The following is a 15,020-nucleotide window of genomic DNA, read 5'->3' as shown; positions in this document are numbered from 1 at the left end:
CATGCCCGCGCGCATCGCTCTCTGGGGGATTGATGGATCTTTGGACCGCCTTGCAGGCACTGATTCTAGGAGTTGTAGAAGGGCTGACGGAGTTTTTGCCCATTTCGAGTACCGGACACCAGATCATCGTCGCCGACTTGCTGAACTTCGGCGGCGAACGGGCCATGGCGTTCAACATCATCATCCAGCTCGGCGCGATCCTCGCGGTGGTCTGGGAATTTCGCCGCAAGATTCTCGACGTGGTGATCGGCCTGCCGACCCAGCCGAACGCACGGCGTTTCACCGCCAACCTGCTGATCGCTTTCCTACCGGCGGTGGTGCTCGGCGTAATTTTTGCCGATCTGATCCACGAATACCTGTTCAACCCGATCACCGTGGCGGCAGCGCTGGTCATCGGCGGCATCATCATGCTGTGGGCCGAACAGCGCCAGCATGAAGTGCATGCCGAAACCGTCGACGAGATTCGCTGGACCGACGCGTTGAAAATCGGCTTCGCGCAATGCCTGGCGATGATTCCCGGCACCTCGCGTTCTGGCTCGACGATTATTGGCGGCTTGCTGTTCGGTCTGTCGCGTAAGACGGCCACCGAGTTTTCTTTCTTCCTCGCCATGCCAACCATGGTCGGTGCGGCAGTGTATTCGGGCTACAAATATCGCGACCTGTTCGTGCCGGCGGATTTCCCGGTATTCGCCATTGGTTTTGTCACGGCGTTCATCTTCGCCATGATTGCTGTGCGCGGCCTGCTCAAGTTCATTGGCAGCCACAGCTACGCAGCCTTTGCCTGGTACCGGATTGCCTTCGGCCTGTTCATTCTGGCGACCTGGCAGTTCGGCTGGGTGGACTGGTCGGCGGCCAAGGCATGAACGATTCCCGCACGCGCCGCCCTGAGGGGCGACCTTCAGGCGGGCGCGTTCAGCATCTGAAATTGAAGCTTGTTGTGTTGCTGATCGTCTGCGCGCTGCCGCTGTTCGGCTCGCTGTCGATGTGGCTCAGCGGCATCTCGCGGGTGCCGTTGGCGGCGTACGGGATTGTGAGTGTGCTGGCGTTCTTTCTGTACTGGGCCGACAAACGCAAAGCCCGCGCCGACGCCTGGCGCACGCCGGAAAACATCCTGCATGCGGTTGAACTGGCGGGTGGCTGGCCGGGAGCGTTGATTGCGCAACAGGTGTTTCGGCACAAGACGCGCAAGGTGTCGTTTCAGATTCTGTTCTGGGCGATCGTGTTGTTGCATCAGGTGTTCTGGATTGACCAGATTTTTCTCGGTTCCAACCTGTTGTCTTTGATCTAAAGAACACACTTACCCCTGGAGCTGCCGAAGGCTGCGATCTTTTGGGACGCAGAGCGTCCCGGGCTGCATTCCTTTGCTGCGCGTGGGAACGATCAAAGCACAATCAAAAGATCGCAGCCTTCGGCAGCTCCTACACGGGCCGGGTTTACAGCAACAGGCCGATTTGAGTCTTCTTGGGCAACTTGCTCACTACCAGTTGATGGGATCGCTGCAACAAAGCCCGCAATTCCTCGGCACCCAGCGGGTAGGGCGGGTGCATGATGATCCACTGCGCCCGCGCCAGGTACGGCGCCGGATGAATGCCGGGGCGGTCGCAATGGCCGAGAAACAGGTCCTTGTCGACCTTGAACGCCAGCGAATCCCCACGTAATCCCTGCAAGGCAAACATCTTGTTGCCGGCAATCGAGAACACCCGCACGCCGCCCCATTTGTAATCTTCCCGCGCGCCGGGCAGGGCCAGACAAAATTCGGCGATCTCGGCTTCGCTCATTCTTCCCTGTTTCATAGAAATCTATCCCCGCAGGCATTGAACGATTCGACCAAGTGATCGATCCATGCGCGCACCGCTGGCATTACCCCGCGCCGATGCGGGTACACCGCTTGCAGCCAGCCGCCAGGCAATGACCATTCCGGCAGCACTTGCACCAGTGTGCCGTTACGCAATTCGGTTTCGCAGAACATCATCGGCAGCACGGTAAAGCCCTGACCGGCCAGGACGCAGGCCTTGCGCACCACGAAGTCATCAATGCCCAGCCGCGCTTCCATACTCAGATCGACGCTCTTGCCTTGTTGATCGAGCAGGCGCACATGCACCATGCGATCGGCTTCCAGCGCGCCGAGCACTGGCAGGGTTTTCAGGTCCTGCGGATGATTGATGGTCTTGCCTTGCATGAACGCCGGGCTGGCGATCACCACCGCCTGGGCCTGACGCAAGCGGCGGGTGACCAGCAACGGGTCTTCATCACCGTGATCGCGCACACGCAAAGCGACATCGATGCCTTCGGTGACCAGATCGACCCGGCGATTGAGCAGCACGACCTCCAGCTGCACCTGCGGAAACTTGCCGAGAAAGTCGCTGATCACCGTCGGTAGCATTTCATGGGCAAGCCCGGTCGGGCACGACACCCGCAAGCGCCCGCGCGGTTCGCTGGACATGCTCGCTACCGCTTCGTCAGCCATTTCCGCTTCCAGCAACATCGCCTGACAGTGGCGCAAATAGCGTTCACCCACGGCAGTGAGATTCAGTTGGCGGGTGGTGCGTTGCAGCAGACGTGCGCCAAGGCGCTCTTCCAGTTCGGCAATTCTTCTTGAAAGCCGTGACTTGGGAATACCGAGCAGGCGCCCGGCGGCGGCGAATCCGCCGGCTTCGACCACTTTGGCGAAATAGTAGAGATCGTTAAGGTCCTGCATACGTGTTTCCAGTCGTTCTATCAATGGGACGAACTATCGCATTGTCGGCGACTAATCAGCTATTGGTTTGTTGCGTAGGATTGTCTCCATTCCGTCGCCGCCGGCGATTCTTTCAGGAGAACCCACATGAAACTGTTGCACATCGATTCGAGCATTCTCGGCGACAACTCGGCTTCCCGTCAGTTGAGCCGTCAAGTCGTCGACGCCTGGCAAGCTGCCGAGCCGAGCGCCGTAGTCACCTACCGCGACCTGGCCGCCGATGCGATCAGCCACTTCTCGTCGACCACGCTGGTTGCCGCCGGCACCACCGCCGAACTGCGCGACGCTGCGCAACAGCACGAAGCCGAGCTGAGCGCTTCGACCCTGGCCGAATTCATCGCGGCCGACGCCGTAGTCATTGCCGCGCCGATGTACAACTTCACCGTTCCAACCCAACTGAAAGCGTGGATCGACCGCGTTGCCGTCGCCGGCCAGACGTTCCGCTACACCGAAGCCGGCCCTGAAGGCCTGTGCGGTGGCAAGAAAGTGGTGATCGTGTCGACTTCCGGTGGCATCCACGCCGGTCAGGCCAGCGGCATCGCTCACGAAGAATATCTGAAGCTGGTACTGGGCTTCCTCGGCATCACCGATATCGAAATCGTCCGCGCTGAAGGTCTGGCCTATGGCGAAGAAGTGCGCAACAACGCCATGAGCGCTGCGCAAGCGAAGATCAGCGAGCAACTGTTCGCCGCGGCGTAAGGCTTGCGTAAAGAACAGCTGATGTTCAGGTAATCCCCCAAAAACTCTGTATTCTGGTTCCGCAAGGGCCGAATACGGAGTTTTTTGTTTCTGGCTGTTACATAATCTGGCCCGGGTTATGCAGTTTCAGCACATCCGACGATGTGGTCCAACAGGGTAGGGCATTCATGAGGCATCTTTGTGCACTGTTGCTGATTTGCCTGCTGGCCAGCCTGAATTCAGTGCAGGCCGCACCGGGGCGGCACCCTGTCTGGAGCGTCGGTTATCACGAGATGACCTTTCTCGACCCGCTCGATCTGCAACCGATGCGCGCCATCGCTTTTTACCCGTCCAGTGACCGTGAGCACATGAGCTTGCTTGAGGGCTATTCGGTCGAGGCTGGAGAAGACACCAAAGTCGCGATCGGCCGCTTTCCGATGTTGATGCTGTCCCACGGCAACACCGGTACGCCGCTGGCCCTGCATGACTTGGCCACTTCACTGGCGCGCAAAGGGTTTGTCGTGGTGGCGGTGATTCATCCCGGCGACAACTGGCGCGACCACAGCCGACTTGGCACGTTGAGTAATCTCTACGGGAGGCCAATCCAGATTTCCCAAGCGATCACCGCCACCCTCGCCGACAACATGCTGGCCCCGTTCGTCAATGCTGACCAGGTCGGTGTGATCGGTTATTCGGCCGGTGGCGAGACCGCGCTGATTCTTTCCGGGGCGCAACCGGATCTGGATCGTCTGCGCCGCTATTGTCAGGAACGCCCGGACGATCACGACGCCTGCAACACCCAGGGTGAGCTGATTGTTGATCGCGATGACTTGCAGCCAGTGGCCGATCCACGGGTTCACGCGTTATTGCTGATGGCGCCGCTGAGCCTGAAGTTCGGCCGCCACACCCTCGCCGATGTGCACGTACCGGTGCTGCTCTACAGCGGCGACGGCGACAAACTGGTGGCCTTCGATAAAAACGCTGCGGCCCTGGCGCGCAAACTGCCCACCGCGCCGGACTTCAAACTGCTGGCCGGGGCAGGGCACTTCGTGTTCATGGCGCCGTGCACCGAAGAGCAGATCCGCGCCATGCCGGCGTTGTGCACCGATGCCGACGGGGTGGATCGCGAGGATATTCACCGCAACCTGATCTCCGAGGCCGGACGGTTTTTTGCTCATGCACTGGGCAGATCGACACGAGCGGGGATGCAGACGGCGGATCAATAACTCAAATACCGCCACCAATTCCTGTAGGAGCTGACGAGTGCAACGAGGCTGCGATCTTTTGATTTTGCTTTGAAGATCAAGAGATCGCAGCCTCGTTGCACTCGTCAGCTCCTACAAGGGGATCGGTGTTTCATGAGGTCGCGCGGCGCTTTAGGAGCAGGGTCAAGCCCAACCCGGTCACCGATAACAATGCCGCGCTGAAGAAAATCCACGAATAGCCCAGATTCAACGCCACCGCGCCCATCAATGGCCCGGCAATCGCCAGTGCCAGATCGAAGAACACCGCATAAGCCCCCAACCCTGAACCACGACTGGAACTCGGCACCTGTTTGATCGCTTCAACCCCCAGCGCCGGGTACACCAGAGACAGCCCAAATCCCGCCAGCCCTGCGCCAATCAACGCATACGCAGTGGAGGGCGCCAGCCACAACATCACCAGGCCGACGGTTTCAACCGACATGCAAACGATGGCCGAGGCAAACCCGCCAAACCGGGCAATCGCCGAGATGAACAACAGCCGCGAGAGAATGAAGCACACGCCAAACACGGTCAGGCAGTACGCCGCGCCGGTCCAGCCTCGGTTGAGGTAATAAAGGGTGATGAACGTCGTCAGTGTGCCGTAGCCGATCGAGGCCAGCGTCAGGCTGGTGCCGTACGGCGCAATCTTGCCGAACACCGCCCAGAATGACAGGCGCTCGCCACGAATCACCGGCACCGAAGGCTTGTTGCGGATCAACCACAGCGCACCTGCCGCCAACGCCGACAGCGCGAGGCCAAGGCTGACAAAGCCATATTCGGCAACCATCACCACGCCCAGCGGCGCACCAATGGCGATCGCGCCGTAAGAAGCGATGCCGTTCCAGCCGATGGATTTCGCCGTGTGCTCGACACCAACCTGGCCCATGCACCAACTGATGGTGCCGACGCCGATCAGGCCTTGGGCAATACCAAGCAGCAAGCGCCCGGCAATCAGGATCAACAGGCTGGTCAGCGGAAAGCTTTGCAGCAAGGTCGACAGCAACGTCAGCGCGCCACTGAGAACAATCCCCCACAAGCCATAAATGATCGCCCGCTTGGTCCCGAGCGTGTCCGACATGCGCCCGGCCATTGGCCGGCTGAGCAGGGTGGCCAGATACTGCGAACCGATCACCAGGCCGGCAATGATCGCGCTGAAACCCAGTTGCTCGTGGACGTAACCTGGCAATACCGCAATCGGTAACCCGATGCAGAGAAAGGCAATGAAGGTGTAGAAAACGATGGAGACGATCTGCAGGGTGATCGCCAGGGAGCTTTGCGGTGGCAGTGGCTGCGCAGACATGAGCACTCGTTCGCGGGCGGCGGTGAGAGAGTTGCCGACATCATGGCGCGGGGCCGGGATAAAAGAAAGCAGGCTAACTACTTCGCCTTAATGATCGCTCCCACGCTCAGCGTGGTAACGCCGCCATGGACGCTCTGCGTCCGCTGTTGGGACGCGGAGCGTCCCGGGCTGCATTCCCACGCGGAGCGTGGGAACGATCAATGTGGGAGCGAGCCTGCTCGCGAATATCTGCGCACCCACAATTCCCAAACGCCGAATGCAAAAAGCCCCGTCACACGGACAGGGCTTTTAACTTGCAGCTTGCATCGCGCTGAAACCCAGTTGCTCGTGGACGTAACCGGGCAATACCGCGATCGGCAAACCGATACAGAGAAAGGCAATGAAAGTGTAGAAAACGATGGAGACGATCTGCAGGGTGATCGCCAGGGAGCTTTGCGGTGGCAGTGGCTGCGCAGACATGAGCACTCGTTCGCGGGCGGCGGTGGGAGAGTTGCCGACATCATGGCGCGGGGCCGGGATAAAAGAAAGCAGGCTAACTACTTCGCCTTAATGATCGCTCCCACGCTCAGCGTGGTAACGCCGCCATGGACGCTCTGCGTCCGCTGTTGGGACGCGGAGCGTCCCGGGCTGCATTCCCACGCGGAGCGTGGGAACGATCAATGTGGGAGCGAGCCTGCTCGCGAATATCTGCGCACCCACAATTCCCAAACGCCGAATGCAAAAAGCCCCGTCACAGAGGACAGGGCTTTTAACTTGCAGCTTGCAGCTTGCAGCTTGAAACTAAAAGCTGCTCTTAGAAAACAACGCCCTGGCTACGCAGGTAGTCGTCATAAGTGCCGCTGAAGTCGGTCACGCCGTTCGGGCTCAGCTCGATGATGCGGGTGGCCAGGGACGATACGAACTCACGGTCGTGGCTGACGAAGATCAGCGTGCCCGGGTAGTTTTCCAGCGCCAGGTTCAGCGCCTCGATCGATTCCATGTCCAGGTGGTTGGTCGGTTCGTCCATGATCAGCACGTTGGGCTTTTGCAGGATCAGCTTGCCGAACAGCATGCGACCTTGCTCACCACCGGAGATGACCTTGACCGACTTGAGGATCTCGTCGTTGGAGAACAGCATGCGGCCCAAAGTACCGCGAATCATCTGCTCGCCCTGGGTCCACTGACCCATCCAGTCGAACAGAGTGACGTCGTCTTCGAAGTCGTGAGCGTGGTCCTGAGCGTAGTAACCCAGTTCAGCGGCGTCGGTCCATTTCACACTACCGGCGTCCGGGGTCAGTTCATTGACCAGGGTGCGCAGCAGGGTGGTCTTGCCGATACCGTTCGGGCCGATGATCGCGACGCGCTCGCCGGCTTCAACCTGGAAGCTGAAGTCCTTGAACAGTGGCTTGCCATCGAAACCCTTGGCCATTTTCTCGACCATGACCGCCTGACGGTGCAGCTTCTTGTTCTGTTCGAAACGAATGAACGGGCTGACGCGGCTGGAAGGCTTGACCTCGGCCAGCTGGATCTTGTCGATCGCCTTGGCGCGGGAGGTGGCCTGCTTGGCTTTCGAGGCGTTGGCCGAGAAGCGGCTGACGAACGATTGCAGCTCGGAAATCTGCGCTTTCTTCTTGGCGTTGTCCGACAGCAGTTGCTCGCGGGACTGGGTCGCCACGGTCATGTACTCGTCGTAGTTGCCCGGGAACAGACGCAGCTCGCCGTAATCCAGGTCAGCCATGTGCGTGCACACGCTGTTCAGGAAGTGACGGTCGTGGGAGATGATGATCATCAGGCTGTTACGCTGGGTAAGGATGTTCTCCAGCCAGCGAATGGTGTTGATGTCCAGGTGGTTGGTCGGTTCGTCGAGCAACAGCACTTCCGGATCGGAGAACAGTGCCTGCGCCAGCAACACGCGCAGTTTCCAGCCTGGCGAAACTTCGCTCATCGGGCCGAAATGCTGTTCCAGCGGAATGCCCAGACCCAGCAACAATTCGCCGGCACGGGATTCGGCGGTGTAGCCGTCCATCTCGGCGAACTCGGTTTCCAGCTCGGCGACGGCCATGCCGTCTTCTTCGGACATTTCAGCCAGCGAATAGATGCGATCGCGCTCGGCCTTGACCTTCCACAGCTCTTCGTGACCCATGATCACGGTGTCGATCACGGTGAATTCTTCGTAGGCGAACTGATCCTGGCGCAGCTTACCCAGACGCACGTTCGGCTCGAGCATGACCTGGCCACCGGACGGATCGAGATCGCCGCCGAGGATTTTCATGAAGGTCGACTTGCCGCAACCGTTGGCACCGATCAGGCCGTAGCGATTGCCTGCGCCGAATTTGACCGAAACGTTTTCGAACAGCGGCTTGGCGCCAAACTGCATCGTGATGTTAGCTGTGGAGATCAATTACCTTACCTATCAATGGGTTAGAGCTGGTCTGTGGTGCCTGGTACAAACTTGCGTACCAATCTGGAGCTTTTCCAGCTCCCCCCAGTCTGTGCTTGAGTTGAGCCAACGCGCATAAGCCGTCCGCAACTGGGGCCGTTGAAGGCAAGCTGCTGAGCGACGAGTACGGGGTTCTTGTTGGACATTGGCGCGCATTGTCGCATAACTCAGACGGCAGTTATATGGCAGGCAAACGGGCGTACACATCGGCTCGTCCGAGAAACGACCGATATCCGCTGATCAAAATCTCGAAAACCCGAATGAACTCACTCGACCATTTTCACTTCGGAAAGTGGAGCAGCAGCCATTTTGTTCAAACGAGTGAGGACCAAGCCATGCGAGCAATGACCTATCACGGCGCCCATGACGTGCGCGTCGAAACCGTACCGGACCCGAAACTTGAAGCCGCCGACGACATCATCCTGCGCGTCACCGCCACCGCCATCTGCGGATCGGACCTGCACCTGTACCGCGGCAAAATACCCACCGTCGAGCACGGCGATATCTTTGGCCATGAGTTCATGGGCATCGTCGAAGAAACCGGCCCAGCCGTCACCGCCGTGCAGCGCGGCGACCGTGTGGTGATTCCGTTCGTGATCGCCTGTGGCGATTGCTTCTTCTGCCAGCAAGAGCTTTACGCCGCCTGCGAGACCACCAATGAAGGCCCTGGCGCGGCGCTGAACAAGAAAATGATTCCGCCGCCAGCAGCGCTGTTCGGCTACAGCCGTATGTATGGCGGGATTCCCGGTGGCCAGGCGGAACTGGTGCGGGTACCGAAAGCCAATACCGGGCCGTTCAAGGTGCCGGGCACGCTGTCGGACGAGAAAGTGCTGTTTCTGTCTGACATCCTGCCGACTGCCTGGCAAGCCGTGATCAACGCCGGCGTCAAACAGGGTTCGAGTCTGGCCATTTACGGCGCCGGGCCGGTCGGTTTGCTCACCGCAGCCTGCGCGAGAATGCTCGGTGCCGAGCTGATCTTCATGGTCGACCATCACCAGTACCGCCTCGATTATGCCCAGCGCACCTACGGCGTGATTCCGATCAACTTCGATGAAGACGATGACCCGGCCGACACCATTACCAGCCAGACTCCCGGGCATCGCGGCGTCGATGCCGTGGTCGATGCCGTCGGCCTTGAAGCCAAGGGCAGCACCACCGAAACGGTCATGGCTACACTCAAGCTGGAAGGCAGCAGCGGCAAGGCTTTGCGCCAGTGCATCGCCGCCGTCCGGCGCGGTGGTGTGGTCAGCGTTCCGGGGGTGTATGCAGGATTTATCCATGGCTTTATGTTCGGCGACGCTTTTGACAAGGGCCTGACCTTCAAAATGGGCCAGACTCACGTACAGCGTTTTCTGCCGGAGCTGCTTGGCTACATTGAAACCGGCAAGTTGCAGCCCGAAGCGATCATCACTCACAGGCTGTCGCTGGAGCAGGCGGCCGAGGGTTACAAGATCTTCAATAAGAAGCAGGAAGAATGCCGCAAGGTGATTCTGACCCCGGGTGGCAGCGATGTTCCGCTGGCGCAACTGGATGAAACCACGCCGTTCGCACCGGCCACCTGAAACCGAGGAGTTTTCATGGCGCTACCGTCATCTTCATTCGCAGCTCCCGTACGCGCATGGTTCGTGAACCTTTCGCGTACGGGCTGGGGAGGGCGCATTTTCTGGCTGACCCTGGTCGGTGTAACCGTGTTGTTGCTGATCAGCGGCTACACCGGTTTGGTCAGTACCGGTCGCGACACGCTACGCCTCGCGACTCTCGGCGGACTGTCGGGTTTTGCCGCCACGGCAATCGGTGCGTTGCTGGCCCTGGCGTTGCGCGCAATTACTTCGCGAACTCAAGACACCATGCTCGGGTTTGCGGCAGGGATGATGTTGGCTGCCAGTTCCTTTTCACTGATCCTGCCGGGCATTGCGGCGGCGAAGGAGGCGGTGAGCAGTCCCATGCTCGCCGCTGCCGTCGTTGTGGCCGGCATGGCCTTGGGCGTGGCGTTGATGGTCGGCCTTGACCGCTTCGTTCCTCACGAACATGAAAAAAGCGGCCGGCGCGGGCCCGAAGCCAAGCGTTTCAATCGAGTCTGGCTGTTCGTGTTGGCGATCACCCTGCACAACCTGCCGGAAGGCATGGCGATCGGCGTCAGCTTCGCCACCGGCGACATGAAAATCGGCTTGCCGCTGACCACTGCGATCGCCATTCAGGACATTCCGGAAGGTCTCGCTGTGGCGTTGGCGCTGCGCGTGACGGGCATTTCCGCAGGGCGCGCTGCGTTGATTGCCGCTGCGTCAGGATTGATGGAACCGTTGGGCGCGATCATCGGTTTGGGCATCACCAACAGCTTCGCGCTGGGCTTCCCGGTGGCGATGGGTCTGGCCGCCGGCGCGATGATTTTCGTGGTATCCCACGAAGTGATTCCGGAAACTCACCGCAACGGCCACGAAACACCGGCCACGCTCGGGCTGATGCTTGGCTTCGGCGTGATGATGTTTCTCGACACGGCTTTGGGTTAGCCACCCGACGCACACCACTGAGCGCATCGCCCCGCACAAAAAAGGAATTTTTTTCAGCGCCAATCACTCTTTCGTTTATAGGCAATGCCAATAACGCAGGGGAATGAGTCATGTCGCTGATCGAAATCCCGACCAGGAAGTCTTCGGGTAAAACATCCACGCCGGCGGATACCGAGCGCCGGCTCTATGACCGATTGCTGGCGGACGACTCCACGGTTGATCGCGCGGCACTGGACTTCCTGCGCCGGCAACTGAGCAAGGCGGCTGCGCTGTCTGACGATTTGCCGGCCAGCGCCGAAGAGCTGCTGCAATGGTCGGAAACCCGCTGCGCCAGCGTGGCGGCCGAGTACGCCGATTACCTTGAGCAACGTCAGCAGGGCGCGCCGCGCCGCTATTTCCGCAACAAATCCCACGCGTTGTATTTCATTCTGCATGTGGCACCGACCAAAGAGGTCGATGGCGCCTGGCTGGCCGGGTTGTTGCCGCAGTGGCAGGACCCGCGTTTCGACGATTTGCTCGATACCTATCTGGAAGAGCTGGGCGAGGGCGTGCCACGGCAGAATCATGTGGTGATCTATCGCAAGCTGCTCGCCGAGCATGACTGCTCCGATCTGAGCGGTCTTGCCGACGAGTATTTTCTGCAAGGCGCGGTGCAGTTGGCGCTGGGACGCTTCGGCGGGCAGTTTCTGCCAGAAGTCATCGGCTTCAACCTCGGCTATGAACAACTGCCGCTGCACTTATTGATCAGTGCTTATGAGCTGGCGGAACTGGGCATCGATCCGCACTATTTCCGCCTGCATGTGACCATCGACAACGCCAGTACCGGGCACGCGCGCAAGGCTGTGCAATCAATGCTCGAACTGATGCCGCTGGGTGAAGAGCGCGATGAGTTCTACCGGCGCATGGCTGTTGGTTATCGCCTCAATGATGTCGGCAAGGGCACCACCGCCGTGATCACAGAGTTCGATCTGGACCATGAAGTCATCGCCATGCTTGAGCGCAAAGCTGTTTTTGGCCGGCACATGCATTCCGATTACTGCCGTATCGAAAACCGCACCATCAATCAGTGGCTGGCCACGCCGGGGCAAATGGGCGAGTTTCTTTCGGCGCTGGAGCGCAAGAGCTGGATCAAGCGCGGCGAGGCGGTGGAAGAAAGTCGTTTCTGGCGTTTGATTGACGGCAGCGACGCGGCGATGTTCGGTGTGTTCAACGGCTATGAAAAACAGCTGCTGCGCGACTGGATCACTCAGGATTGCCCTGCATCCCGGCCTCGGCCTTATGTGCGCCGCGAAGCTGCGGTAGAGGAAACCTTTGACGATGATGCCGATCTGCTCAATCTGGAAGCGGCACTGGCCGACAAACCTGCCGCCGAGCAAATGGCGTTGTTGATGCCTTGGCTGCAACCGCAGCGACACTGGCGCCCGGCCGGACTTTTTGCGACGCGTCGCTTCATCCAACTGCGCGCCCGCTTGCGTTGAAACAAGGAGGCTTCATGTCGGCACAAGAAACATCCGATAGAGCCCTGTTCGAGCTGGGCAAGCGCCTGCTCGACAGTGGTTATCACTTCATTACTCCAACGCCATTGACCCACGAACGTTATCTCCAACGCTTTGCCACGCCGCTGGCCAAGGATCTGCGCGATGTGTTTGGTTGGTCGATGCCGTTTCCTTCAGAGCTATTTCGCGCAGAGGAACTGGCCACGCTGGAGCAGGCCGGCGTAGTCGAACGCGATGGCGCCGTGTGGCGCAGCCATGTGCGTTGGTCGACGCTGAATGACCGGTTGTTCGCCCACTCGGCGTTCCCGACGACGGCGAGTGACGCAGTGTTCTTCGGCCCCGACACTTATCGCTTCGCCCAGGCCATCGAAGCGCAATTGCAGCAACGCTTTTCGCCGATCAGACGCGCGGTGGACATCGGCTGCGGAAGCGGCGCCGGCGCGGTGGTCATGGCCAAGGCACGTCCTGATGCCCAAGTGCTGGCGGTGGATATCAATCCGCAGGCGTTGCGCATGAGTGCCGTCAACGCTGAGTTGGCCGGGGCCAACAACGTGTCGGTGTATCACAGCGATCTGCTCGCCAGTGTCGAAGGGCAGTTCGATTTGATCATCGCCAATCCGCCGTACATGAACGACGAACAACAGCGCGCTTATCGCCACGGCGGCGGGGCGCTGGGTGAGGGTTTGTCGGTGCGGATCGTGCGTGAGGCGTTGCCGCGCCTGGAAGTCGGCGGTACGTTGCTGGTGTACACCGGCGTGGCGATCGTCGCCGGGCAGGACCCGTTCCGCGAGGCCGTGGCGCCTCTGCTCAAGGGCGAGCGTTTTGGCTGGACTTATCGTGAGCTTGATCCGGATGTGTTCAGCGAGGAACTGCTCAAGCCTGAATACGAGCGCGCCGAGCGAATCGCCGTGGTCGCACTGACAGTAACCCGCGAGCAGTGACCGATAGTTGGGCCACTGCTCGCGCGGTGGCCTTCAGCGATTTCTGATGCGCGAGATCGTCAGCAGGCAAACCCCTACCAACATCGCAGCCCCGGCTACCAATAGCGGCGAAGGGCGTATCGGCTGCCGCGAAATACGCTCGATGCGCCCGGCGACGGAAGCGCGCACTGGCGCAGCAGGTTCCGCCAGATAAGGCGCTTCTTCGATCTCCAGCCGTAAGCCGTCCGGCATTACCAGCGTCAGCCCTTCGATCGTGCCGGCAATTCTGCCCGGATAAACCGGCTCACCGGTCGGGTCGAGCTGGTCGTAGAAGAATATTTGCCCTTCAAGCCAGCCGATGGCGGTCTGCAACTCGGGTCCCAGGTAATACTTTCCATCGAGAAAAAAGCCAGAGAATTGCGGAGCGCGCTCGACGCTTTCAATTCGATAGCGCTGACCTGGTTTCATACCGGTTTCTGGGGCGATCATGGGGGTTCCTCCGTTATTGGTAAGCGATAGAGGAGCGCGTGCCAAGCGTGGTTCCATCGAAATGAGCAACGGGCGTTTGTATGGATTCAAGTGTGCTGGAGCTTTACACGCAAACGCGCAAGACAGTTTTTCACTGTTGAGGGTTCACTATCGGTTACGAACTGTGGCTAAAATGCCACCCTTTCACCGAGCGCCCGGAAACGGCGCGGGCCATGGACGCGCCCTGTGCATCAAGACCGCTGCATAAGACGCTGGGCCTCAGGTCGCCACGCGCGCAGTTTGTTCACTTTTGACGTGTGACCCTTTTCCGTGAAACTCATCATTGCCGCTGTTTATGTCATCTCCATTGCTTACGTTCACTTGCGTGGACGCGTGCGCCACAAGCTGGGGCGGCAATTGAGTGACCACTCGACGTTCCTCGCGCCGATCAACTGCTTCCTCTATCTGTTTTCCAGGATGCCCAACAAACCGTATCTGAACCCGGCAGACTTTCCCGATCTGAGCCCGTTGCAGGCGCACTGGGAAGAGATTCGCGAGGAAGGCCAGAATCTGTTGCGTGCCGGCGAAATCAAGCGCTCGAATCAGTATGACGATGTCGGCTTCAACTCCTTCTTCAAGACCGGCTGGAAGCGCTTCTACCTCAAGTGGTACGGCGACAGTCATCCATCGGCGATGAAGCTGTGCCCGCGCACCACCGAACTGGTGCAGAGCATCGGCTCGATCAAAGCGGCGATGTTTGCCGAGCTGCCACCGGGCTCGAAACTGGTGCGCCATCGCGATCCGTACGCGGGTTCCTACCGTTATCACCTGGGCCTGGATACGCCGAATGATCCCGGCTGCTACATCAACGTCGACGGCGAGAACTATCACTGGCGCGATGGCGAAGCGGTGATGTTCGACGAGACGTTTATTCATTACGCCGAAAACACCACGGATCAGAATCGCATCATTCTGTTCTGTGACATTGAGCGGCCGCTGAAATACCGCTGGGCCGCCGCGTTCAACCGCTGGTTCAGCCGCACCGTGATGTCAGCGGCAGGCGCGCCGAATGATGCGGGGGACAAGACTGGTGGCATCAACCGCTTGTTTACCAAAATCTACAAGATTCGTTTGCGCGGCAAAGAGCTGAAGAAGCGCAACCGTACGCGGTATTACCTCGAGAAATGGGCGATTTTTGCCGCGTTGCTGGCGATCTTTATTCTGATCTGAAGGCTTGCGGTGTCAGTACCG

Annotated in this window: 14 protein-coding genes and 1 pseudogene; 9 read left to right on the top strand and 6 right to left on the bottom strand. The window is 59.6% G+C overall.

Translation table 11 applies throughout. The features are described from left to right. Positions 1-32: 32 nt before the first annotated feature. Both AAEZ10_RS14870 and AAEZ10_RS14865 read left to right on the top strand, forming a co-directional pair. Positions 33-863, top strand: coding sequence for an undecaprenyl-diphosphate phosphatase (locus tag AAEZ10_RS14870; RefSeq protein WP_350569817.1), 831 nt, complete (start codon positions 33-35; stop codon positions 861-863). After that, complete coding sequence (locus AAEZ10_RS14865; RefSeq protein WP_071172405.1) at positions 860-1,288, top strand: DUF1294 domain-containing protein; 429 nt, start codon at positions 860-862, stop codon at positions 1,286-1,288. The genes AAEZ10_RS14870 and AAEZ10_RS14865 overlap by 4 nt, the downstream gene beginning before the upstream one ends. A gap of 145 nt (positions 1,289-1,433) precedes the next feature. On the opposite strand, the gene AAEZ10_RS14860 is transcribed toward AAEZ10_RS14865, so the two are convergent. Both AAEZ10_RS14860 and AAEZ10_RS14855 read right to left on the bottom strand, forming a co-directional pair. Further along, positions 1,434-1,793, bottom strand: a complete 360-nt coding sequence (locus tag AAEZ10_RS14860; RefSeq protein ID WP_350569815.1) for an MmcQ/YjbR family DNA-binding protein — start codon at positions 1,791-1,793, stop codon at positions 1,434-1,436. Further along, complete coding sequence (locus AAEZ10_RS14855; RefSeq protein WP_071172406.1) at positions 1,790-2,698, bottom strand: LysR substrate-binding domain-containing protein; 909 nt, start codon at positions 2,696-2,698, stop codon at positions 1,790-1,792. The genes AAEZ10_RS14860 and AAEZ10_RS14855 overlap by 4 nt, the downstream gene beginning before the upstream one ends. A gap of 126 nt (positions 2,699-2,824) precedes the next feature. On the opposite strand from AAEZ10_RS14855, the gene AAEZ10_RS14850 reads away from it, so the two are divergent. Together AAEZ10_RS14850 and AAEZ10_RS14845 are read left to right on the top strand one after the other, a co-directional pair. Next, positions 2,825-3,436, top strand: coding sequence for an FMN-dependent NADH-azoreductase (locus tag AAEZ10_RS14850; RefSeq protein ID WP_016774691.1), 612 nt, complete (start codon positions 2,825-2,827; stop codon positions 3,434-3,436). Positions 3,437-3,603: 167 nt separating this feature from the next. Beyond that, entirely contained in the window at positions 3,604-4,641 is a 1,038-nt protein-coding gene (locus AAEZ10_RS14845) for an alpha/beta hydrolase family protein (protein ID WP_071172407.1), read from the top strand. A gap of 130 nt (positions 4,642-4,771) precedes the next feature. Here the strand turns inward: AAEZ10_RS14845 and AAEZ10_RS14840 are convergent, their stop codons facing one another. The 3 genes and pseudogenes from AAEZ10_RS14840 to AAEZ10_RS14830 form a co-directional block, all read right to left on the bottom strand. Continuing rightward, positions 4,772-5,959 (bottom strand): MFS transporter, encoded by a 1,188-nt coding sequence (locus tag AAEZ10_RS14840; RefSeq protein WP_024012925.1) that lies wholly within the window; start codon positions 5,957-5,959, stop codon positions 4,772-4,774. A 297-nt stretch (positions 5,960-6,256) separates the two neighbouring features. Then, a pseudogene (locus AAEZ10_RS14835) lies at positions 6,257-6,418 on the bottom strand (MFS transporter); the annotation flags it as partial. Between the two features lie 334 nt (positions 6,419-6,752). After that, positions 6,753-8,339, bottom strand: a complete 1,587-nt coding sequence (locus tag AAEZ10_RS14830; protein ID WP_016774693.1) for an ABC-F family ATPase — start codon at positions 8,337-8,339, stop codon at positions 6,753-6,755. A gap of 374 nt (positions 8,340-8,713) precedes the next feature. Between AAEZ10_RS14830 and AAEZ10_RS14825 the strand changes: the two genes are divergently transcribed. The 4 genes from AAEZ10_RS14825 (at position 8,714) to AAEZ10_RS14810 (ending at position 13,322) form a co-directional block, all read left to right on the top strand. After that, positions 8,714-9,940: a zinc-dependent alcohol dehydrogenase gene (locus AAEZ10_RS14825; RefSeq protein ID WP_073474496.1), complete on the top strand. Its 1,227-nt coding sequence runs from the start codon at positions 8,714-8,716 to the stop codon at positions 9,938-9,940. Between the two features lie 15 nt (positions 9,941-9,955). Continuing rightward, on the top strand, positions 9,956-10,885 hold the full coding sequence (locus AAEZ10_RS14820; RefSeq protein WP_151552580.1) for a ZIP family metal transporter: 930 nt from the start codon (positions 9,956-9,958) through the stop codon (positions 10,883-10,885). Positions 10,886-10,995: 110 nt separating this feature from the next. Then, positions 10,996-12,363, top strand: coding sequence for an iron-containing redox enzyme family protein (locus tag AAEZ10_RS14815; protein ID WP_350569810.1), 1,368 nt, complete (start codon positions 10,996-10,998; stop codon positions 12,361-12,363). A gap of 14 nt (positions 12,364-12,377) precedes the next feature. Beyond that, positions 12,378-13,322 carry a methyltransferase gene (locus AAEZ10_RS14810; RefSeq protein WP_243243234.1) on the top strand — a complete coding sequence of 315 codons (945 nt, stop codon included), beginning with the start codon at positions 12,378-12,380 and terminating at the stop codon, positions 13,320-13,322. 33 nt (positions 13,323-13,355) lie between these two features. On the opposite strand, the gene AAEZ10_RS14805 is transcribed toward AAEZ10_RS14810, so the two are convergent. Continuing rightward, positions 13,356-13,790 carry a hypothetical protein gene (locus tag AAEZ10_RS14805; RefSeq protein WP_024012933.1) on the bottom strand — a complete coding sequence of 145 codons (435 nt, stop codon included), beginning with the start codon at positions 13,788-13,790 and terminating at the stop codon, positions 13,356-13,358. Positions 13,791-14,099: 309 nt separating this feature from the next. Between AAEZ10_RS14805 and lpxO the strand changes: the two genes are divergently transcribed. Beyond that, entirely contained in the window at positions 14,100-14,999 is a 900-nt protein-coding gene (gene lpxO, locus AAEZ10_RS14800) for a lipid A hydroxylase LpxO (protein WP_039764006.1), read from the top strand. Positions 15,000-15,020: the final 21 nt, after the last annotated feature.

It is taken from the genome of Pseudomonas sp. H26/SER47-MNA-CIBAN-0231 (assembly GCF_040310465.1).
Lineage (GTDB): Bacteria > Pseudomonadota > Gammaproteobacteria > Pseudomonadales > Pseudomonadaceae > Aquipseudomonas > Aquipseudomonas atacamensis.
This window is presented reverse-complemented; position numbering and strand designations above follow the sequence as displayed.